Raw genomic sequence first — 22279 nt, 5'->3', positions numbered from 1 at the left:
ATGTAGCACCAGCGTGGATTTCTTCATGGTTGGATTGAGAACCGCTAATGATTTCTGCTCGTCCGGAGGTTCCGGTGCTCGACCTGTCCCGGCTGCGCGCTCTGCACGCCGTCTCCGTCCACGGTTCCGTCGCGGGTGCCGCCGCCGCGCTCGGCTACACCGCGTCGGCGGTCTCCCAGCAGATCACCAAGCTGGAGCGGGAGACCCGCACGACCCTTCTCGAACGGCGCGGGCGCGGGGTGGCGCTGACTGAGGAGGCGATCCACCTCGCGTCCACAGCACAGCAGTTGCTGGCGATCGTCGAGGCGGCGGAGACGACCCTGGAGGAGCGCAGGGGGCAGCCGACGGGACGGCTGTCCATCGCCGCGTTCGCCTCGGCGGCGCGCGGGCTGCTGCCTGGGGTCCTGGCGGAGCTGGGACGGGAGCATCCGGCGCTCGACGCGCGGCTCACCGAGGTCGATCCGCATCTCTCCGTCGACCTGGTCGCGAAGGGCGTGATCGATCTCGCCGTCGCCCACGACTGGGACATCAGCCCGCTGCCCGCGCCGGAGGGCGTGGCGCAGGCGGCGCTCGGTGACGACCGGTGCGATCTGCTGGTGCCGGAGGGGCACCCGCTCGCCGGCCGTGAGGCGGTGCGACGGGAGGAGCTGGCCAAGGAGCGGTGGGTGTGCCAGCCGCCCGGCACGGTGTGCCACGACTGGCTCGTACGGACACTGCGGGCGGCGGGATACGAGCCGGACATCCGGCACCGGGCGGAGGAGAACCACACCCAGCTGGCCCTGGTCGCGGCCGGGCTCGGGGTGGCGATGATCCCGCGGCTGGGGCGGGGGCCACTGCCGCCGGGCGTGGTCGCAGTGCGACTGGACCCCGTACCGGTGAGGCGGCTGTACGCACTGTGGCGCACGGAGGCGGCGCGGCGGCCCGCGATCATCGCGGCCGTGTCGGTGCTGCGGAGCCACGGCGCCGGGGCGGGCCTCATCTGACGCGGCGCCCGGCCGGCCCGGCCCGGAGAGCGGGCCGCCCACCCTCCCGGCGCCACCCGCCCTCCCGCGTGTCACGCCCGTTCTCGGGCCGCCCCCTTGACTGGTAGTTACTTTCCATATATCCGTACCTTCTTGGAAGTTTCTTTCAGCACCGGAAGGGGCTCACGTGCACCACCGCACCTCCAGACGCACCCTCCTCACCGCCACAGCAGCAACAGCCGCAGCGGCGGCGACCGGCGCCGCCGCTCTCCCCGGCACGGCGCAGGCAGCCGCGGCCGGCATCTCACCGGACGGCCGCCTCAAGCGGCTCATCGCGCGGATGAGCCTGGAGGAGAAGGTCGGCCAGCTCTTCGTGATGCGGGTGTACGGGCACTCCGCCACCGAGCCCGACCAGGCCGACATCGACGCCAACCTCGAAGAGATCGGGGTCCGTGACGCCGCCGAGCTGATCTCCACGTACCACGTCGGCGGCATCATCTACTTCGCCTGGGCGCACAACACCCGCGACCCGCACCAGATCGCCGACCTCTCCAACGGCATCCAGCGCGCCGGGCTCGCCGGACCCACTCCCCTGCCGCTCCTCGTCTCCACCGACCAGGAGCACGGCATCGTGTGCCGAGTCGGCGAGCCCGCGACACTGCTGCCGGGGGCGATGGCGCTGGGCGCCGGCGGTTCACGCTCCGACGCGCGCGCGGCCGGCCGGATCGCCGGCGCCGAGCTGGCGGCACTGGGCATCAACCAGAACTACGCGCCGGACGCGGACGTCAACGTCAACCCGGCCAACCCCGTCATCGGCGTACGCTCCTTCGGCTCCGACCCGCAGTCGGTCGCCGAGCTGGTCACCGCGCAGGTGAAGGGCTATCAGGGCGCCGGGGTCGCCTCCACCGCCAAGCACTTCCCCGGCCACGGGGACACCAGCACCGACAGCCACACCGGCCTGCCCGTCATCACGCACACCCGCGAGCAGTGGGCCGAGCTCGACGCCCCGCCGTTCCGGGCGGCCGTCGCAGCCGGCATCGACTCGATCATGACGGCCCACATCGTGGTGCCCGCCCTGGACCCGGCGGAGGACCCGGCGACCCTGTCACGCCCGATCCTCACCGGCATCCTCCGCGAGGAGCTCGGTTACGACGGTGTCGTCGTCACCGACTCACTGGCGATGGAGGGCGTCCGCACGAAGTACGGCGACGAGCGTGTCCCCGTACTCGCGCTGCTGGCCGGCGTCGACCAGCTGCTCAACCCGCCGGATCTCGAGGTCTCCTGGAACGCGGTCCTGAACGCGGTGAAGAGCGGCGAGATCAGCGAGGCCCGCATCGAGGAATCGATTCTGCGCATCCTGCGGCTGAAGACGCGGCTCGGGCTCTTCCGCGACCCCTACGTCACCCACCGGGGCGTCGACCGCACGGTCGGCGTCCCGTCGCATCTCGCCGCCGCCGACCGGATCGCCGAGCGGACGACGACGCTGCTGGCCAACACCGGTTCGCTGCTGCCCCTCTCCCGCAGGTCCCACAGGAACCTCCTGGTGGTCGGCGCCGATCCGGCCTCCCCCTCCGGCACGACCGGCCCCCCGACCACGACGCTCGCCGAAGCCTTCGAGGAGCTGGGGTACGTGGCGACGGCACTGTCCACCGGCACCGCGCCCTCCCAGGCCGTGATCGCCGAGGCGGTGGCAGCCGCCGAGGGCAAGGACGCGGTGATCGTGGGGACCTACAACGTCACGGCGACCAGCACCCAGCGCACCCTGGTCAGCGCCCTCGTGGCGACCGGCGTCCCGGTGGTCACGCTCGCGATCCGGAATCCGTACGACATCGCCCACCTCGCGGGGACGGGCTACGCGGCGAGCCTCGCCGCGTACTCCTGGACGGACGTCGAACTGCGGGCAGCCGCCCGCGTGATCGCGGGCCGGGCCCGGCCCGAGGGCAGGCTCCCGGTCCCGGTGCAGCGGGCGGACGCCCCGGCGCAGGCGCTGTACCCCGTCGGCTACGGACTGTCGTACCGGAGCTACGCCACGCCCTCGCCGTAACCACCCCAAAGAGCTAAAAACACCCCGAGCACCTGGCGTGTCCCCGCCCCGGCGGGTCACGCTGGGTGCACGCTCTTGCGGGCGTGCCGGGGGGTGTCGATGGAATTCAGCCGTGTCGCGGGGGCGTTGCGCGCCGTCCTGCCCGTCGTCGCGGTGCTCTCCCTGAGCGCCTGCCGGCAGCCGGTGGGCAGCGCGTCGGGCACGCCGGCCGGCGTGCCGCAGGACAGCGCGGCGCCCTCGGGTTACGGGGTGGAGTTCCTGGGACCTGCCGACTGCAGCTCACGAGGAGAGGCCGTCCGTGAGGTCTGGTGCGGCAGCGAGAAGGCCGCGGCGCGGGTGCTGGCCCGCCACACAGGCGCGGCGTCGGACGGACCGCAGTGCCCGCCCACGACGGACTTCGTCCTGCACATCTCCCCGGGCAGCCCCGCCCCGTCGCCGGGCGGGCCCGCCCCCGCGCCCCGCGGGTACGCGTGCATGCGCAACCTGGAGTCCCCTCACCCCGGCGATCCCGGGCAGGGCGGCGGCCCGCTGACAGTCGTCGGGGACTGTGTCCACGGCTTCCGCGAGGGTGAGGTCAGGGAGGCCGCGTGCGACGGATCGGGTGAGCGGCCGCCGGAGTTCGAGATCGGGTCGGCGGTGGCGCGGCGCGCGCTCTGCCCCGGCACCACGGATCTGTATGTGCGGTTGGGCGGGGACCTGCCGGTGGGCTGTGCGCGCCGGGTGTGAACGACCCGGCGCGCACGAGGCCCTGTCCGTACTACGGCCGCAGCGTGCCCCGGTCCCGCTGGAGTTCGGCGTCGCGCACGTCCAGGCGCGCGTCGAACTTCGCGAGGGGCTTCGCCTTGGCCGGGTCGGCCTCCACGGCAGCGGGCGCGACCCCGGCCCAGCGCAGGATGGCGGCGGTGGCCTTCGCCTTCTCGCCGTCGACGAGGCCGTCGACCTTGGAGCCGTGGTTGCCGCCCGGGACGGTGTAGACGTAGCTGTCACGTGCACCGTGGCCCAGGCGGAAGGGCTCGGCGCCCCACGGGTCGTTCTCGCCGTAGACGTACAGCATGTGCCTGGCGTTGTTCCGGACCCAGCTGTCCACGTCGCGCATGGCCGAGGGCCGGAACTTCATCGGGATGGAGCGCGGCACGAAGGTGCGCGGCGGCTGGTAGCCGTAGCGGCTGAGATTCCCGAGCCAGGGCTGCTGGATGTCGGGCGAGCCGAGCTGGGTGCCCGCCTGGTAGTAGTACGGCGTGTATGTCTCGAGGCCCTGGTCGGCGTAGGCGGAGAAGCCCGAGATGCCGTCGACGGAGTCCCAGATCTCCTGGTCGGTGGCGTTCGGGGCGTCGGCCGGGATGGAGTCGCAGTCGGCGAGCAGGCTGTACTGCCAGTACGCCCAGACGTAGTCCATGACCGTGGCCTCGTACGCCTTGTCGAGGGTGCCGACCGTGTCGAAGGTGAGACCGTTCGCGGCGGCGTACGCCTCGAACTTCTCCTCCAGCGGCTCGCGGCGTACGAGCGCCTCGCGCTGGACACCGTTCAGGCGGTCGCGGCACTCCTTCGTCCCGACGTTCTCGAAGAACCGGTCGTACGCCGAGTCCTCCTTGTTGTTCACGTCGTCGGGCGCGACATAGGCGACGACGCCGTCCATGTCCTTGGGGTAGAAGCGCTCGAAGTAGGTGGCGGTCATGCCGCCCTTGGAGCCGCCGGTGGTGAGCCAGTTCTCGGAGTAGATCTTCTTCAGCGCCTTGAAGACCCGGTGCTGGTCGCTGGCGGCCTGCCAGATGTCGAGCTTCGACCAGTCGGCGGGTGCGGGGCGGGACGGGGTGAAGTAGCGGTACTCCAGGGAGACCTGGTTGCCGTCGACGATCTGTGTGGGCTCGCTGCGGCTGGGGTTGGTCGAGACGTTGTAGCCGCTGGTGAAGAAGACCGTGGGCCGGGTCGTGTCCTTGTGCAGCAGGGTGACGCGCTGCTGGAACGTGCCCTTGGACGGGTGCTTGTGGTCGACCGGCTGGGTGTAGTTGAGGACGAAGAAGCGGTAACCGGGGTAGGGCTTCTCCTCGATCAGACTCATTCCCGGGATGGCCAGGATGCGGTCCTTGATGTCCTCGCTGCTGCTGGTGTGACCGCTGCTCTGCTTCGCGACCGGTTCCGCGGCGGTGGCCGCACCGGTCGAGGCTCCGGTCGCACTCACTGTGCCTATGAGCACGGCGAGCGACAGAACCCCTCTGAGCGCCTTGCGCATGCACCCTCCCCTTGATTCACGACAGTCGCCGTGAACCTAGCGGTGGTAACACCTGCCACGCCAGACCCACTCGCGCGTCAGCACAGGATCCACCCTGTGGAGCCGGAGGATCCCCCGACGGAACCAGAGGCGCGGACACAGCGGTTCAGCGCGTGCACCGTGACCGGGCCGGCCAGCTTGGTGAACTTTCCGCTGTCGACGACCGCCCGGCCGCCGCGCGGTTGCAGCGACACCCGCATCGCGCGGCGTGCGCCCGGCTTCTTGGCGACGGTGACGGCGCACGCGTAGGCACGGCTCTTGTGGACACGCAGCGAACCGGTGGAGAACGTCACCTCCTTGACCAGCCGTCCGGCGCAGGGCGACGCGGCGGCCTGCGCCGGGGACGATCCGACGGGGCCGAGCGCCAGCACCAGGGCTCCGAGCAGGGGCAGGACGAGGAACGACGCCACCATGCGCCTGACGGCCGGCCGCCCGGACCACCCTGCCGGTCCCGTCGTCCGCCTCGATGGCCTCAGCCGTCCCGCCACACCCATCCACCCCATTCACCACGTCGAACATACCGACCCCCGTCAGACACGCGTACGTATGCGTGTACGACGCGGGAAGCGGGCGTTCAGTTGCGGAGCGGCGTCATACGCCTGCCGGGGCGTCCTCTCCTATGCCCTCCCCTATGAAGGTGCGCCACAGCCGGGCGTACGTGCCCTCCCTGGCCAGCAGCTCGGTATGCGTGCCGTCCTCGGCGACCTTGCCCCGGTCCATCACCACGACCCGGTCGGCGCGGGCGGCGGTCGTCAGCCGGTGGGCGACCACCAGGGTGGTGCGCCGCCCCGCCAGCCGGTCGGTGGCCTGGTTGACCTGCGCCTCACTGGCGAGGTCCAGGGAGGCGGTCGCCTCGTCGAGCAGCAGGATGTCGGGGTCGACCAGTTCGGCGCGGGCGAGCGCGATCAGCTGGCGCTGGCCGGCCGAGAGATTGCGGCCCCGTTCGGCGACCTCGTGCAGATAGCCGTCCTCCAGGGTGGCGATCATGTCGTGCGCGCCCACGGCCCGTGCCGCCGACTCCACCTGGGCGTCGGTGGACTCCGGGAGCCCGTAGGCGATGGCGTCGCGGACCGTCCCCTCGAAGAGGTACGCCTCCTGCGGCACGACTCCGAGCCGGTGCCGGTACGCCGTCCTGTCGAGCTGCCGCAGGTCCGTGCCGTCCGCCGTGACCCGCCCGCTCGTCGGATCGTAGAACCGGGCGACGAGCTTGACCAGCGTGGACTTGCCCGCTCCCGTCTCACCGACGAAGGCGACCGTCTGGCCGGCCGGGATCCGCAGATCGATACCGGTGAGGGCCTCCTCCTCGCCGGTGTAGGCGAACGAGACGCCCTCGAACGCGATCTCGCCGCGCAGCGACATCACGTCCACCGGCTCGTCGTGGTCGGCCGTGGAGGTCGGCTCCCGCAGGAGTTCCTGGATCCGGCCGAGGGACACGGTGGCCTGCTGGTAGCCGTCGAAGACCTGGGACAGCTGCTGCACGGGCGCGAAGAACAGGTCGATGTAGAGCAGGTAGGCGACCAGTGCGCCCGTGGTCAGCGTGCCGTTGTCCACACGGCCGGCGCCGACGATCAGCACCGCGGCCGCCGCGACCGAGGCCAGCAGCTGCACGAACGGGAAGTAGACGGAGATCAGCCACTGGCCGCGCACCCTGGCCTGGCGGTAGTGGTCGCTGCGCGCCGCGAACCGCTCGGCACCGTCGGCCTCGCGCCGGAACGCCTGGACGATCCGCAGCCCGGAGACGGACTCCTGGAGGTCGGCGTTGACGACGCCGATGCGCTCACGGGCGAGCTCGTACGCCTTGACGCTCTTGCGGCGGAAGAAGAACGTACCGACGATCAGCACCGGCAGTGTCGCGAAGACGACCAGGGCGAGCTGGACGTCGAGGACGAGAAGCACGACCGTGATGCCGAAGAACGTGACCAGGGAGACGAAGGCGGTGACCAGGCCGGTCTGCAGGAACGTCGACAGCGCGTCCACGTCCGTCGTCATCCGGGTCATGATCCGGCCGGTCAGCTCGCGCTCGTAGTAGTCGAGGCCGAGCCGCTGGAGCTGGGCGAAGATCTTGAGGCGCAGGGAGTACAGCACGCGTTCGCCGGTGCGGCCCGTCATCCGGGTCTCACCGATCTGCGCGGCCCACTGCACCAGGACGGCGAGCAGGCCGAATCCGGCTGCCGCCCAGACCGCGCCGAGCGCCATCTTCGTGACACCGTCGTCGATTCCGTGCCGGATCAGCACGGGCAGGAGCAGACCCATGCCCGCGTCGACGGCGACCAGCGCGAGGCTCACCAGCAGCGGTGCCCCGAAGCCGTGCAGCAGCCTGCGCAGGCCGTACGACTTCTCCGGGCGCACCGCGCTCGCCTCGTCGATGCCCGGGGCGTCGGTGGCGGGCGGCAGCGCCTCGACCTGGGCGAGCAGCTCGGGGGTGGCGGGCATGCCGGCAGCCGCCGCGTCGCGCTGCTCCTCCTTGCGGACCCACAGCCCGGGGGTGAGACCGCGCTCGGCGTCGAACTCCGCGTCCAGCTCCTCCAGGAGCGCCCGGTCGTCCTCAGGCTCGGCGGGGACCGACGGCCGGTGGCCGGGTGAGGTGCCGCCCAGCTCGTCCGGGTCGGTGAGCAGCCGCCGGTAGAGCGCCGAGCGGCGCTCCAGCTCGGCGTGCGTGCCGATGTCGGCGAGCCGTCCCTGGTCGAGGACGGCGATGCGGTCGGCGAGGCCGAGCGTGGACCGGCGATGGGCTATCAGCAGGGTCGTACGGCCCTCCATGACCTGCGCCAGGACCGCGTGGATCTCGTGTTCGACCCTGGCGTCGACAGCGGAGGTGGCGTCGTCGAGGAGCAGCAGGCGGGGGTCGGTGAGGATGGCCCGGGCGAGTGCGACGCGCTGCCGCTGGCCGCCGGAGAGGGTGAGCCCGTGCTCGCCGACCTTGGTGTCGTAGCCGTCGGGCAGCTCGGAGATGAAGCCGTGCGCCTGGGCGGCGCTCGCGGCCCGTTCGATCTGCTCCTGGGTGGCACCCGGGTACCCGTACGCGATGTTGGCACCGACGGACTCGGAGAAGAGGAAGCTGTCCTCCGGTACGAGTCCGATGGCGGACCGCAGCGAGTCCTGGGTCAGCTCACGGACGTCGTGGCCGCCGACCAGGACGGCGCCGTGCGACACGTCGTAGAAGCGGGGCAGCAGGAGCGAGACGGTGGACTTGCCGCTGCCGGAGGATCCGACGACTGCGACGGTCTCGCCCGGCTCGATGGTGAGGGAGAAGCCGTCGAGGACCGGGCGGTCCTCGGCGTAGCCGAAGCGGACGTCGTCGAACTCGACGCTCGCGGGGGCATCGGCCGGGAGTGTCTTGGTGCCGTCCTCCATGGACGGCTCGGTGTCGATCAGCTCCAGGACGCGCTCCACGCCTGCTCGGGCCTGCTGGCCGACGGTGAGGACCATGGCGAGCATCCTGACCGGGCCGACGAGCTGGGCGAGGTAGGTGGAGAAGGCGACGAACGTACCGAGCGTGATCTCGCCCCGGGTTGCGAGCCAGCCGCCGAGTGCCAGCATCGCGACCTGGCCGAGCGCGGGGACGGCCTGGAGCGCCGGGGTGTAGCGGGAGTTCAGCCGGACGGTGCGCAGCCGGCCCGCGAAGAGCCTGCGGCTGACCTCGCGGAGCTTGCCGGTCTCCTGCTCCTCCTGGCCGAAGCCCTTGACGACCCGGACCCCGGAGACGGCCCCGTCGACCACTCCGGCGACGGCCGCGGCCTGGCTCTGGGCGTACCACGTGGCGGGGAAGAGGCGGGTCCTGGAGCGGCGGGCGATGAACCACAGCGCGGGGGCGACGGCGAGGGCGACGAGGGTCAGGGGCAGCGAGAGCCACGCCATGATCCCCAGGGAGATGAGGAAGAGCAGGATGTTCCCGATGGTCATCGGGAGCATGAAGAGGAGGCTCTGGATGAGCTGGAGGTCGCTGGTGGCGCGCCCGACGACCTGCCCGGTGGAGAGCTCGTCCTGCCGCTTCCCGTCGAGCCGGGTGAGCGTGCCGTACATCTCGGTCCGCAGGTCGTGCTGGACGTCCAGGGCGAGTCGCCCGCCGTAGTAGCGGCGGACGAAGGTGGAGACGTAGACGAGGACGGCCGCCCCGATGAGCAGTCCGGTCCACACGCCGAGGGAACGGGTGTGGCTGCCGACGACGTCGTCGATGATCACCTTGGTGATGAGGGGGACGAGCGCCATCACGGCCATGCCCGCCAGCGACGAGCCCAGCGCGAGCACGACGTTGCGCCGGTAGCGCCACGCGTATCCGCTCAGCCGCCGGCCCCACCCCGGCGTCCGAGCGTCCTGCTGCTCCGCGCCTTGTTTCTCCGCGCCCTGTTTCTCCGCGCCCACGCGTGCCTCCTGTGTCGCCCCGTTGCCCCGCCTGGCCTACCGCATGTCTCCAACGCGGTCAGCTGCGGATTTCATCCTCCCGCAACAATTCTCGGCCGATGGGCGGAGCCGGGGGGCGGATGGTCGTAGGACCGGGGGCGGCCGGCGGGGTCAGTTGTGCGCGGGGCGGGCGGGCCCGATGTCCTTGTGGACGGCCTTGGAGACGGCCTGGATGGTGTCGACGCCGTCCTCCATCGTCTTGTTGTCCTGCGTGAGGACGGTGATCGCGTAGTCGTGCCCCTTGCCGCTGAACGCGCCGACACTGTGCACGCGCCAGCCGTGGGTGGACCGTTCCAGCCAGCCGTTCTTGAGCTGGACCGTCGCGTCGCCCGGGGCGCCGGCCGGAACGCCCCAGCGCTGGTCAGGAACGACCTTGCGCATCCGGTCCAGGACGAAGGTCCGCGAGCGGTCGTCGAGGACCTTGTTCCTGGCCGTCACCAGATTCAGCAGACGCTGTTCGTCCTGGGCGGTGATCTGGGTGAGCCCCCAGGCGCCCTCGGCGTCGGGTGCTGTGCGGGTCATACCCGCGGCCTTGAGGAATCCCTTGACCTTCGCGGGGCCGAGCTCGTCCCACAGCTCGGTGGTCGCGTCGTTGTCCGACTCGGTGATCATGGCGGTGGAGAGCTTGCCCTCGTGCGGGGTGAGCGGCCGCTTCGTCTTCTGGGCGTCCCAGAGCAGTGCGGCGAGGACCGTGACCTTGACGACGCTCGCCGAGTCCACCTGCCGGGTGGGCCGCAGTGTGCAGTTCGTACGCGTCCGGTGGTCCTGCACCGCGAGGGCGGTGGTGGACTTGTGCCCCTTGAGGGACGCGGTGATGTCCTTGGAGAGCTTCGCGGCGAGGCCGGCCTTGTCCGAGGTGCAGGAGACCGCGGGGGGTGCGGCTGCGGCGGCGGGCGACGCCGCCACGGCTGCCGGGGCGAGTGCGCCACCGATCAGCGCGGCGCAGAGAGCGGACCGGGAGTATCCGGACATCCGTTGGTGAGCCATGCCGTCCGTCCTCCGCGCTGTCTCGCTGGTCGCCCCGGCGGAGCGCCCGGACATGATGCACGGAAACGGACAATCCGAGCTATGGCCTGGGACACAGGCGGGTGGGCGGTCCCGGTCGCCGGCCCCGCGCCGCAAGGCATCCGGGCCGCGCGCGGTGACAGACGCCACGCCGCTCCCCCTCCGGGTCCGGGCCGGACCCCGGAGGGGGCCGGGCTCACAGGTGCGTCGGCTCGAACATCTTCAGCAGGGCGGGGAGCACGACGACCGCGGGCCCCGGAGCGGCCAGGGCCTTGCCGAGATCGGCGGCCAGGGTCTCCGGCGTCGTACGGACCGCGGGGACGCCGAAGGACTCGGCGAGGGCGACGAAGTCCGGGCGGGAGAGCTCGGTCGCGGTGGCCTCGCCGAAGGCGCCCGTCATGTACTCCCGCAGGATGCCGTAGCCCCCGTCGTCGACGATCAGCCAGGTGACGGGCAGTTCGTACTGCCGGACGGTCGCGAGCTCGGCGATCGAGTACATCGCGCCGCCGTCACCGGAGACCGCGAGCACCGGCTTCGTGGGGTCGGCCGCGGCGGCGCCGATCGCGGCGGGGAAGCCGTAGCCGAGGCCTCCCGCGCCCTGCGCCGAGTGCATCGTGTTCGGATGCCGGGCGTCGAAGGCGGACCAGGCCCAGTAGGCGAGGATCGTCATGTCCCAGAAGCTGGGCGAGGTGTCGGGGAGCGCCTCACGGACCGAGGCCAGCACCTGCTGCTCCAGCGTGAGGTCCTGCGCGGCGATGCGCTCGTGGACCCGCTCCAGCAGGACCCGGACGCGCTCCCGCGCGGTGTCGTCCTCGCGGGGCTCCACCGTGTCCAGGAGGTCGGCAAGTGCCTCGCGGGCGTCGGAGTGGATACCGAGTGCGGGGTGGTTGGACTCCAGCTTCCCGGCGTCGGCCTCGATCTGGATGACCCGGCCGCGCGGGGCGAACGTGTGGTAGTTCGATGAGAGTTCACCCAGTCCCGAGCCGACGACCAGCAGCACGTCCGCGGACTCCAGGAAGTCCGTGGTGTGCCGGTCCTCCAGCCAGGACCTGAGCGAGAGCGGGTGTTCCCAGGGGAAGGCGCCCTTGCCGCCGAAGGTGGTGACGACCGGGGCGTCGATCTTCTCCGCGAGCGCGCGCAGCTTGCCGGAGGCGTCGGAGCGTACGACTCCACCGCCCGCGACGATCGCCGGACGCTCGGCGTTCGACAGCAGGTGGGCGGCCGCGAGGGTCAGCTCGGGTCGCGGGTACAGCTCACGCGGGGTGGCGTCGAGCGCGCTGACCACGGGCAGGGTGGTCCCGGCGAGCAGCACGTCCTGCGGGATCTCGACCCAGACCGGCCCGTGCGGGGCGGTCAGCGCGGACTCCCAGGCGGCGGCGATCGCGGAGGGGATCTGTGACGCCGTGCGCACGGTGTGCACGGACTTCACGATGTCGCGGAACGACGCCTTCTGGTCGCGGAGTTCGTGCAGATAGCCGTGGCGTCCGCCGCCGAGTCCCGCGGTGGGGATCTGGCTGGAGATCGCCAGCACGGGCGCGGACGCCGCTGCCGCCTCCTGGAGCGCGGCCAGCGAGGTCAGGGCGCCAGGCCCGGTGGAGAGGAGCAGGGGCGCCACCTCACCGGTGATCCGGCCGTAGGCGTCGGCGGCGAACCCCGCGTTGTTCTCGACGCGCAGCCCGACGTACGAGAGCGCGGAGCGGCGCAGTGCGTCGAACATGCCGAGCGCGTGCTGGCCGGGCAGTCCGAAGACGGTGGTGGCACCGAGGCCCTGGAGGGTTTCGACGACGAGGTCCCCGCCGTTGCGTCCTGACGGAGGGTTCAGGGCGGCCTCGGCCTGCGCGGCGGTGAGCTGCGGCCGGTCGTCGTGGTCGTGACTCACTTGGTGCGGCCCTCCGCGATCTGGCGGGACATGATCGTCGTCAGCTCGTAGGCCGTGTGCGAGGCGGCGACGGACGTGATCTCCGCGTGATCGTACGCCGGGGCGACCTCGACGAGGTCGGCCGAAACGAGGTGGCAGGAGGAGAGCCCGCGCAGGATCTCCAGGAGCTCGCGCGAGGTGAGACCGCCGGCCTCGGGGGTCCCCGTGCCGGGGGCGTGCGCAGGGTCGAGGACGTCGATGTCGATGGAGATGTAGAGCGGCCTGTCACCGATGCGCTGCCGCAGCTGGTCGGCGATCTCGTCGACGCCGCGCCGCATGACGTCGGCGGAGGTCACGATGCCGAAGCCCATCTTGGCGTCGTCGGTGAGGTCCTGCTTGCCGTACAGCGGTCCGCGCGTGCCGACGTGGGACAGCGCCTCGGTGTCGAGGATGCCCTCCTCGACGGCGCGGCGGAACGGCGTGCCATGGGTGTACTCGGCGCCGAAGTAGGTGTCCCAGGTGTCGAGGTGGGCGTCGAAGTGGAGCAGGGCGACCGGGCCGTGCTTCTTGGCGACGGAACGCAGCAGGGGCAGCGCGATGGTGTGGTCGCCGCCGAGCGTCATCAGCCGGGCACCGGTGGAGAGCAGGTCGTCGGCGGCGGCCTCGACGGTCTCGACGGCCTCGTTGATGTTGAAGGGGTTCGCCGCGATGTCACCCGCGTCGGCGACCTGGGCGAGCGCGAAGGGCGAGGCGTCCTGCGCCGGGTTGTAGGGGCGCAGGAGGCGCGAGGCCTCGCGGATCGCGTTGCCGCCGAAGCGGGCACCGGGCCGGTAGGAGACCCCGCTGTCGAAGGGGACGCCGACGACGGCGACATCGGCGGAGCCGACCTCGTCGAGCCGGGGCAGCCGGGCGAACGTCGCGGGTCCGGCGTACCGCGGGACGCGGGAGGAGTCGACGGGGCCGCGCGGCGATTCGTTGCTGCTCATGGGTGCGGGTGCCTTTCGTTGAACCATGCACGCCTTGTGGGCGTTCATACGCTGTCGAGTCTCTCAGGGAGCCGGTACCGGCTGGTCAGACGGCCACCGGGTCCGGGGTCGCGGGGTCGTCGGTCCCCCGCCCCGCCAGCCGCTCGCGCCAGGCGGTGAGCACGGCCGGGTCGGTCGGCTTCGTCGCCAGGGAGACGACGACGTACACCGCGAGTGAGGCGATCAGCCCGTAGTAGACCGGCTCGTTGGCGAGGATCCCGTAGGCGCCCATCAGCCCGATCACGGCGACACCGCCGACGGCCACGGCCGCCAGCGCGCCCGCCGCCGTGCCCCGGCGCCAGAGCAGGCCTCCGAGGATCGGCACCAGCAGCCCGCCGACCAGCAGGTTGTAGGCGACGGTCAGCGCCTCGACGACGTTGTTGAGCGCGATGGCGATCACGATGACGGCGACGCCCATGATGAGGATGAAGGCCCGGTTCCCCCTCACCTCGTCCCGCTCCTCGCCGCCGTCCTTGGCGACCACGCCCCGCAGCCGCGCCCAGATGTCGTTGTTGGCCACGGTCGCGCAGGCGATCAGGGCACCGGAGGAGGTGGACATCACTGCGGCGAGCGCGGCGGCCAGCACCAGCCCCCGTACGCCGACCGGCAGTTCGTCCTTCACTATCGTCGCGAAGGCCGCGTCGGCGCTGGGCAGCTTCGGGTACATCACCTTGGCCGCCGTCCCGATGACGGCACCGGCGACGGCGTAGACCAGACAGTACGTACCGGCGACGGTGCCGCCCCAGCGTGCCGTGCGGTCGCTGCGGGCGGTGAACACGCGCTGCCAGATGTCCTGGCCGATCAGCATGCCGAAGGTGTAGATCAGGACGTACGTGAAGATCGTCTCGCCGCCGATGCCCAGCGGGTCGAAGTACTCCGTGGGCAGCTTCGCCTTCATCTCGCTGAAGCCGCCGGCCTTGACGACGGCGATCGGCAGGAGCAGGAGCAGGACGCCGATCGTCTTGACGACGAACTGCACCATGTCGGTGATCGTGATCGACCACATGCCGCCGAGTGTCGAGTACGCGACGACGATGGTGCCGCCCAGGATGATCGCCACGGTCCGGTTCACGTCGAACAGGACGTCGAAGATGGTGGCGTAGGCGATGGTCGAGGTGACCGCGAGCATCAGCGTGTACGCCCACATGACGACACCGGAGATGACCCCGGTCCGGCCGCCGTAGCGCAGGTCGAGCATCTCGGAGACGGTGTAGACCTTCAGCCGGGCGATGCGGGCGGAGAAGAAGACGGAGAGGGCGAGCAGCCCGAGGCCGATCGTGAAGACCATCCAGGCGCCGGAGAGCCCGTACTGGTAGCCGAGGCCCACGCCGCCGATCGTCGACGCACCGCCGAGGACGATCGCGGCCATGGTGCCGGAGTACATCCAGGGGCCGAGGCGCCGGCCGGCGACCAGGAACTCGCTCTTGGACTTGGCGCGGCGCATGCCCCACCAGCCCATGGCGAGCATGCCGGCCAGGTAGACCACGATCACCGCGTAGTCGACAGCCATGGGCTTTCCTCCGTCTCGGTTCCGCTCGGGGGTGTGGTGATGAAGACGGTAGGTGGCCGGAAGCCGACGCTGAAGTGTACGTTTCCTCCATCCTCACCCAGCCGAATGGATGGACCATCCATGCCGGACTCCCCCGCCGCGCCTCCCGCCCCTCCCGTGTCCCTGTCCGAACTGCTGGGCCGGGAGGAACTCGGGCTGCGCCGGATCGCCGGTCCGGACCACGCGGATCTGCTGTGGGTGCACACCTCGGAGATGGCCGACCCGTATCCATATCTGCTCGGCGGTGAGCTGCTGCTGACCGCCGGCGTGCAGCTCACTGAGGCGGACACCTATGTGGCCCGGCTCGTCCAGGCGGGGGCGGCGGCTCTCGGCTTCGGGGTGGCACCGGTGCACGACACGGTGCCGGCCGCCCTGGTGGAGGCGTGCGACCGGCATGGGCTGCCCCTGCTGGAGGTGCCCCCGGAGACCCGCTTCACGACGATCGCCCAGGCCGTGTGGCGGCTCATGGCGGAGGCCCGGCACCGCGAGCTGCGCCGGGTGACCCGGGCCCAGCAGGCCCTGGCGACGGCGGCGGCCCGGCCGGACCCGGTGCCCTCGGTGCTGCGCCAGCTCGCCGTGCAGCTGGAGGGCCGCGTCGCGCTCCTCACGGCGGATGGTGACGTGCTGCACGCGGCGGGCGGGCGCCCGGCACCGGATGTGCAGACGGCACTGGCCCGGCTGGCCCGGGTGGTGGCGCCCGCGCCCTCCTCCGGCACGGGCGCTGTCCCGGGCGCCGCGCCTGGCGCCGGGCCGCCCACCACCTCCCCCGGCCGGAAGCCGAGCCCGTCATCGGCGACCGACACCCGCGACGGCACCCACCTCTTCGCGTACGCGCTCGCCGGCGGGCAGGGACTGGCCCTCGCCCTGGCAACACCACGGCGCGATTTCGGCGACCACACCGTGGCGGGCATCGCCGTCGTGCTGCTCTCCCTGCTCACCGCCCCACACCAGGGCGCCGACGCCGCGGGCCGTTCGGCGGCGCTCGTGCGGCTGCTGCTGGGCGCGGCCCCGCAGGACGTGGCGCCGCTGCTGGGCGACGGCGACTCCTGGACGGTGGTCCACGCCCGCCGCGCCGACGGCACCCCGGCGGGCGCCCTGAACGCCGGGGCCCTCGGCGCCGCGCTGGGCTCCGCCCTCTCGGACGTGGACCGCGAGACGGTACGGGTCCTGCTCCCCGGCCGCCACGAGGCGGTGACCCCACAGCCCGGCTGGACCCTCGGCGTCTCCGGACCCACCCCGGTCTCCGCGCTGCCCGACGCCGACACCCAGGCATCCCGCGCCCTGGGCCACGCGGAGGCGACCCGCACCGCGCTGACCACGCACCGCCCGGGCACCGGAGGCCTGGCCGCCCTCGTCCCGCCCGACCGCGCCGAGGCCCACGCCCGCACGCTGCTGGCCCCGCTCACCCGGCCCCTGGCCGAGACGCTGCGCTGCTGGCTGAGCCTGCACGGCAGCTGGGACCGCACGGCGGTGGCCCTCAAGGTCCACCGCAACACGGTCCGCCAGCGCGTCGCGCGGTGCGCGGCGCTGCTGGACATGGACCTGGACGACATGGACGTACGGACGGAGCTGTGGTTCGCGCTGCGGTCCGACGGCGCGGGTCACTGGGAAGTTGCGGACAGAAAGTAGCCCCATATGCCCGGTTCGGACGTCCGTAACTTCCCGATGACCGGAGCTACCGCCCCTCGTCCACGTGGGCCAGTGCCGTGATCACGCGGTCGGCGATGCCCTCGGGCCAGGGGAACGAGGGGCTGACGGCGCGCTGGTGGGCCAGTCCGTGCAGGCCCACCCAGAGGGCGACCGCGTCGGCGGACACGTCGGTGCTGGTGACGCTTCCCGTTCTGGCGCAGTCGGCGAGGGCGTCTATGAGGATCTGCATGCTCTCCGCGCCGAGCGTGGCCAGGTCCTGTTCGGTCAGGGAACTTCCGGCCAGGTCCGGGATCCACAGCCCGCCGAACATCGTGCGGTAGCGCTCGGGATGGAGCCGGGCGTATTCGAGGTAGGCGTGGCAGACGGCGTACAGCCGGCGCCGTGGGTCGTCGCCGGCCTCCGCCACGGCTGCGCGGAGGCTGTTGCCGAGTCCCGCGAACTCCTGGCGGACGACGGCGAGCATGATGGCCGGCTGGTCGGAGAAGTGCGGGTAGATCGAGGGGGCGGCGATCCCGACCCGGCGGGCGACCGACCGGAGGGTGATGGCGCGTTCGTCACCCGTCTCGTCGAGCAGTTCCATCGCCGCCGTGACGATGTCCTCACGCAGACGGCCGCCCTCGCCGCGCCGATTGCGTGCGCGGGCCCGCTTCGGTGTGGGTGACTCCGCCACATCCGCCGTTCCGTTGTGTTCCATCCCGTCAACTTACACCGCGAAGTTTATTGACATCCCCCCTTGGCGGCCGGACCTAACGTGTGTAGTGTTACACCCGTAAGCAAACGAACGAAGCCACAAGGAGTCCACCATGATCAGCACCGCCACCGTCACTGCCACCGAGATCGTGCTGCCCGGGGAGGTCGAGCCGGCGGGCCTGGAGGCCCGGACCCGTGAGCTCGCGGCGCCGGAGAAGGGTCAGGTCGTCCTGCGGATGGACGCGACGGGCGTCTCGTTCGCCGAGCAGCAGATGCGCCTGGGCACGTACTTCGACCAGCCGCCGTTCCCCTTCGTGCTCGGCTACGACCTGGTGGGTACGGTCACCGACGCCGGGCCCGGCGTGGACACCGAACTGGTCGGCCGCCGGTTCGCCGCGATCACCAAGACCGGCGCGTGGGCCAGCCATCTGCTGATCGACGCCGTGGACCTGATGCCGGTGCCGGACGGCGTGGACGCGGCGGCCGCGGAGACCGTGGTCGTCAACGGGGTCACCGCCTGGCAGATGCTGCACCGGACTGCCAAGGTCCGCGCCGGCGGGACGATCGTGGTGCTGGGCGCGAACGGCGGTGTCGGCTCCACGCTCGTGCAGCTGGCCCGGCACGCCGGACTGAAGGTGATCGGTACGGCGTCGGAGCGCCACCACGCGTCGGTACGTGAGCTGGGTGCGACACCGGTCGACTACCGCGACCCGGACATGTACGCCCGGATCCGGGAGCTGGCGCCCGACGGCGTGGACGCGGTCTTCGACCATGTCGGCGGAGCCGGGGTCGAGCAGTCGTGGCGACTGCTGCGCAAGGGCGGCACACTGGTCTCCTACGGCACCGCGGCGTCGAAGGGCGACAAGGGCAACTCGCAGCTGCCGGTGCTGAAGCTCTTCGGGCAGCTCGCGGCGTGGAACAACCTGCCCAACGGCAAGAGCGCCCACTTCTACAACCTGTGGGCCGGCAAGCGCCGCTGCCGCGCGTCCTGGCAGCGCCGGATGAACGAGGACCTCGCCCAGGTCCTGGAGCTGGTGGCCGACGGCACCGTCGTCCCGCAGATCGCCGCCCGGATCCCGCTGACCGAAGCCGCCTCGGCGCTGGCACTGGCGGAGTCCCGCACCGTCACCGGCAAGGTCGTCATCGTCCCCGGAGAGTGACGCCCGGAGACTGACACCCGGAGAGCGACACCGCCCCGGAGCGCGCCACCGTGACCGCCGCGAACGCGAAGCCCGCACCTCACACCGCGCCTCCACCGTCCCGCGTCACCGGTCCGGTCGAGATCCCTCGCTCACCCCTGTCTTATAGTTACAGCTGTAAGTTAACGCTGCCAAAGTTACGCATCAAGGGCTGATGCAGCCCATACCCGGAGGTCCCCGCCATGTCTGTCGCCGCCCCCCTCGCCCCGGTCACCACCACGCCGGCCACCACCGTCACACCGGCCCACGCCCCGGGCGAGGTCGACAACCGCCCGACCTACATCAGCTTCGGCCTCGCCTACCTGCTCGGCCACGGCGCCGCCGCCGTCTCCGCAGGCGACGCCCCGCTGCTCGGCCTGCCCGGCTGGCTGCCCATGACCCTCCTCGGCGCCGGGCTCGCCATCGGCACCGTCCAGGCCACCCTCGCCGCCACACGTGCCCAGCGCACCGCCACCGACCCCGACGAGCTTCTCTCCGGCAAACTCCTCGGCGCCGCCTGGGTCACCGGCTTCGTAGCCCTCTTCCTCGCCATCACCGGCCTGACCTCCACCCTGGGCAACCCCGACCTGCAGACCATGCTCTGGCCCACCGGATCCGGGCTCATCGTCGGCCTCCTCTACATCGCCGAAGGCGCCCAGCGCCGCAACCTCCTCCACTACAGCCTCGGCACCTGGCTCGCCCTCACCTCAACCGCGGCGCTCCTCACCGGCAGCACCGGCCTCTACTGGGTCCTCACCCTCGCCGGCGGTGGCGCCTACGCCCTGGCAACCGCCCTCGAACACCGCCGACTTACGACCCGCCCCGTCACCCGCCTCACCATCACCGGCAAACTCGCCCGCCAGTGACGCCGTCACCTCCGCCCGGTGGACCACCGGACGCGGCGTGTGACCGAAGACCCCGCTACGGCAAAGGCCTCCGAGACCGACGCGGACCACCAGGTCCCTCGGCCACCGGAGGTCTTTGCGTGGCAAGTGCGGAGCCCCACTATGGGAGGCCCCGCACCTGGAGCACCCATGCACGCACGGCCGGTCACGTGGTGAGCGCCGCCCGGTCAGGGGCGAGCGCCCGCGCGGCGGCCACCCGTGAGTCGATCATCTCGGCGGCCGAGCGGCCTGTGCGCCGGGAGTTGCGGGGCTTTTCCCGGCGCCTGCCACGGCGTCCAGCCCGACGGGACGGGCGACGAACCGTCCCCACCGTTGGTCCGCACTACTGGAACGCCACGGTCCTGGAGGACGGCACGCGAAGGATGACGGTCTCATCACCGTCTCCGGGGCGGGCCACGTCACGGGCAGTGCCGACGCTCGTCGCGTACCTCGCCAACATGCGTGAGAGATACATATGAAAACATATGATCGACCGTCATGGCGCCTGCTGACCACGGGGCTTGAGACCGGGCCGGCAGCGCCGTGCGTACGGCCGAGTAATTCCTCCCACACATAGTTGGAAGCTGATGACAAGAGACACCCAAACGCACCGGAAGCGGGCGCTGCGGCAGCGCCCCGTCGCGATCGCCGCCGCGGCCGTGGTGGTGGCCGGAGCCATCGTCATACCGGTGGTGGCCCAGGCGACGCAGAGTGACGCCCCCGCGGACACCTCACTGCAGCGGGACTTCGAGGCCGCGGCCGCCGAGTACGACGTGCCCCAGGAGGTGCTGATGGCGGTCGCCTACCAGCAGTCGGCCTGGGACACCCACCAGGGGCAGCACAGTGCCTCGGGCGGCTACGGGCCGATGCATCTGACCGACGTCACCCCGGAGATGATCGACGGCGGTGCCGCGGGCACCGCCGGACGCGCGGACGCCGAGGAACTCGCCAAGGGCGAGGCCAAGCACACGCTCCAGACCGCGGCGCGACTGACGGGGCTTCCGGCCGACGAACTGCGTACCAGCGCCTCGGCGAACGTCCGCGGTGGCGCGGCGCTGCTGGCCTCGTACCAGAAGGAGCTGAACGGCAAGACCTCCGACGGCCCCGGCGACTGGTACGGAGCGGTCGCCCGCTACAGCCGGTCCCCGGCGCGTCCGGGGGCGACCGCGTTTGCCGACCGCGTGTTCGCGACACTGAAGAAGGGCGTCGCCCGCAAGACGTCCGACGGACAGAAGATGCGCCTCGCCGCGGACAACGGGGCAGAACCGGTCACCTCCCAGGTGGACAAGCTCAAGCTGTCCGCCGCCGCGACACCGGACACCGAGTGCCCGGCCACCCTGGACTGCACGTACGTCCCGGCCGCCGCCGGCAACGGACAGGCCTCGAACCGGCCCGCGAACGACGCCCGGATCGACCGGATCGTCATCCACGACACCGAGTCGCCCTACGAGTCCGCCATCGCCACGCTCCAGGACCCCGCGAGCGGCACCTCCGCACACTATGTGGTGCGGTCCTCGGACGGCGCGGTGACCCAGATGGTGCCCACCAAGAACCTGGGCTTCCACTCCGGCAACTACTCCACCAACCTGCACTCGATCGGCATCGAGAACGAGGGCTACGCCGCGCACGGTGCCACGTGGTACACCGAATCGCAGTACCGGTCGAGCGCGGAGCTGGTGAAGTACCTGGCCGAGCGGTACGACATCCCGCTGGACCGGCAGCACATCGTCGGCCACGACAACGTGCCGGCTCCCGCTGACAAGTTCGTGAACGACCAGCACTGGGATCCGGGACCGTCCTGGGACTGGCAGCGCTTCATGGACCTGGTCGGCGCCCCGGTCGACGGGAAGCACGGCGTCGGCGAGGTCGGTTCCGCCGTGACGATCGCGCCGGGCTTCACCGACAACGAGCAGACCATGGAAGTCTGCCCGCAGGACGACGGCAGCGGCGCCACCGAGGAGTGCGGCACCGTGAAGCAGGCGTCGAACTTCGTCCGGCTGCGCACCGAACCCGAGGCCGACGCACCACTGTTCGGCGAGCAGACGATTCACCCGGACAACGGCACCGGCACCGACCGGATCAGCGACTGGGGGGCCACCGCCCAGGCCGGCCAGCAGTTCGTCGTCGCCGACCGCAAGGGTGACTGGACCGCCATCTGGTTCAGCGGCAGCAAGCTGTGGTTCCACAACCCGGACGGCGCCAACACCGTCCCCGCCTCCGACGCCACCATCGTGACCCCCTCGGGTGACAAGGCACTGGAGATGTACGGCACCAACTACCCGGACGCGGACGAGTACCCCGCCGATTCCTCGCCGTCGACCCAGGCCCCGCTGAGCATGTACTCCGTCCCGGTCGGGCAGGCCTACGTGGCCGCGTCGGCTCCCGCCCCGACGGATGACTTCCTGCCCTCCAGCGGCAAGGTCGTCATCGGCGCGAAGAAGATGTACACCATCCAGTACAGCCACAAGAACGTCCTGGTCTACGCCGACCAGGTGTCCACCGCGGAACGTCCGTCCGGCGCCTGAGCCGACCGGTCACCCGGCAAGGGGGGTCGTTCGGGGCCGCCGAGACGGCCAGGATCCGAACGGCCCCCTCCCCCTGTCTCCGCACCCGGGCGTACGGCCGCCGCCGCGTCAGCGTCCGCGGCGGCGGCCATCGGTACAGCCGCATCCCCGTTATCTTTTTCGCGGTCCTGCAATGGGGCCGCTGGCCTCCGGGCCCGGTATGACTGTGTCCCCCTGTCGAACGAATGACCTGGGGGGTG

The 22279-nt window shown here is 71.5% G+C and carries 15 protein-coding genes; 7 read left to right on the top strand and 8 right to left on the bottom strand.

Features of this window, described 5'->3' with window-relative positions; all coding sequences use genetic code 11:
• The first annotated feature begins 74 nt into the window (after nucleotides 1-74).
• The 3 genes from ACIREO_RS03690 to ACIREO_RS03680 all read left to right on the top strand — a co-directional run bounded on the left by ACIREO_RS03690 (nucleotide 75) and on the right by ACIREO_RS03680 (nucleotide 3732).
• Entirely contained in the window at nucleotides 75-983 is a 909-nt protein-coding gene (locus ACIREO_RS03690) for a LysR family transcriptional regulator (RefSeq protein ID WP_404104531.1), read from the top strand.
• Nucleotides 984-1149: 166 nt separating this feature from the next.
• Complete coding sequence (locus tag ACIREO_RS03685; protein WP_404104529.1) at nucleotides 1150-3006, top strand: glycoside hydrolase family 3 protein; 1857 nt, start codon at nucleotides 1150-1152, stop codon at nucleotides 3004-3006.
• A gap of 99 nt (nucleotides 3007-3105) precedes the next feature.
• A complete protein-coding gene (locus ACIREO_RS03680; protein WP_404104527.1) occupies nucleotides 3106-3732 on the top strand; it encodes a hypothetical protein in 627 nt (208 codons plus the stop codon).
• Nucleotides 3733-3763: 31 nt separating this feature from the next.
• Here ACIREO_RS03680 and ACIREO_RS03675 read toward each other — a convergent pair whose 3' ends face one another.
• The 7 genes from ACIREO_RS03675 to ACIREO_RS03645 all read right to left on the bottom strand — a co-directional run bounded on the left by ACIREO_RS03675 (nucleotide 3764) and on the right by ACIREO_RS03645 (nucleotide 15074).
• Nucleotides 3764-5236 carry a S28 family serine protease gene (locus ACIREO_RS03675; RefSeq protein ID WP_404104524.1) on the bottom strand — a complete coding sequence of 491 codons (1473 nt, stop codon included), beginning with the start codon at nucleotides 5234-5236 and terminating at the stop codon, nucleotides 3764-3766.
• Nucleotides 5237-5313: 77 nt separating this feature from the next.
• Complete coding sequence (locus tag ACIREO_RS03670; RefSeq protein ID WP_404104522.1) at nucleotides 5314-5769, bottom strand: hypothetical protein; 456 nt, start codon at nucleotides 5767-5769, stop codon at nucleotides 5314-5316.
• A gap of 97 nt (nucleotides 5770-5866) precedes the next feature.
• Nucleotides 5867-9637, bottom strand: coding sequence for an ABC transporter ATP-binding protein (locus tag ACIREO_RS03665; RefSeq protein WP_404104519.1), 3771 nt, complete (start codon nucleotides 9635-9637; stop codon nucleotides 5867-5869).
• Between the two features lie 150 nt (nucleotides 9638-9787).
• On the bottom strand, nucleotides 9788-10663 hold the full coding sequence (locus tag ACIREO_RS03660) for a serine hydrolase (protein ID WP_404104516.1): 876 nt from the start codon (nucleotides 10661-10663) through the stop codon (nucleotides 9788-9790).
• Nucleotides 10664-10877: 214 nt separating this feature from the next.
• On the bottom strand, nucleotides 10878-12560 hold the full coding sequence (locus ACIREO_RS03655; protein WP_404104513.1) for a thiamine pyrophosphate-binding protein: 1683 nt from the start codon (nucleotides 12558-12560) through the stop codon (nucleotides 10878-10880).
• Nucleotides 12557-13525 (bottom strand): agmatinase, encoded by a 969-nt coding sequence (gene speB / locus ACIREO_RS03650; RefSeq protein ID WP_401623364.1) that lies wholly within the window; start codon nucleotides 13523-13525, stop codon nucleotides 12557-12559. The genes ACIREO_RS03655 and speB overlap by 4 nt, the downstream gene beginning before the upstream one ends.
• A gap of 85 nt (nucleotides 13526-13610) precedes the next feature.
• Nucleotides 13611-15074, bottom strand: coding sequence for a sodium:solute symporter (locus tag ACIREO_RS03645; RefSeq protein WP_404104511.1), 1464 nt, complete (start codon nucleotides 15072-15074; stop codon nucleotides 13611-13613).
• 120 nt (nucleotides 15075-15194) lie between these two features.
• Between ACIREO_RS03645 and ACIREO_RS03640 the strand changes: the two genes are divergently transcribed.
• Nucleotides 15195-16742, top strand: a complete 1548-nt coding sequence (locus ACIREO_RS03640; RefSeq protein ID WP_404104509.1) for a PucR family transcriptional regulator ligand-binding domain-containing protein — start codon at nucleotides 15195-15197, stop codon at nucleotides 16740-16742.
• A 46-nt stretch (nucleotides 16743-16788) separates the two neighbouring features.
• On the opposite strand, the gene ACIREO_RS03635 is transcribed toward ACIREO_RS03640, so the two are convergent.
• Nucleotides 16789-17457, bottom strand: a complete 669-nt coding sequence (locus ACIREO_RS03635; protein WP_404104506.1) for a TetR/AcrR family transcriptional regulator — start codon at nucleotides 17455-17457, stop codon at nucleotides 16789-16791.
• Between the two features lie 109 nt (nucleotides 17458-17566).
• Between ACIREO_RS03635 and ACIREO_RS03630 the strand changes: the two genes are divergently transcribed.
• The 3 genes from ACIREO_RS03630 to ACIREO_RS03620 all read left to right on the top strand — a co-directional run bounded on the left by ACIREO_RS03630 (nucleotide 17567) and on the right by ACIREO_RS03620 (nucleotide 22040).
• Complete coding sequence (locus tag ACIREO_RS03630) at nucleotides 17567-18613, top strand: medium chain dehydrogenase/reductase family protein (RefSeq protein WP_404104503.1); 1047 nt, start codon at nucleotides 17567-17569, stop codon at nucleotides 18611-18613.
• A gap of 221 nt (nucleotides 18614-18834) precedes the next feature.
• The gene (locus ACIREO_RS03625; RefSeq protein ID WP_404104500.1) at nucleotides 18835-19497 is read left to right on the top strand and encodes an ABC transporter permease; all 663 of its coding nucleotides are present in this window, start codon (nucleotides 18835-18837) and stop codon (nucleotides 19495-19497) included.
• 605 nt (nucleotides 19498-20102) lie between these two features.
• A complete protein-coding gene (locus ACIREO_RS03620) occupies nucleotides 20103-22040 on the top strand; it encodes an N-acetylmuramoyl-L-alanine amidase (protein WP_404104497.1) in 1938 nt (645 codons plus the stop codon).
• The last annotated feature ends 239 nt before the right edge of the window (nucleotides 22041-22279 follow it).

Source organism: Streptomyces sp. NPDC102441, from assembly GCF_044765585.1.
GTDB lineage: Bacteria > Actinomycetota > Actinomycetes > Streptomycetales > Streptomycetaceae > Streptomyces.
Note: the sequence above shows the minus strand (reverse complement) of the source record. Positions and strands in the feature narration are given on the sequence as shown.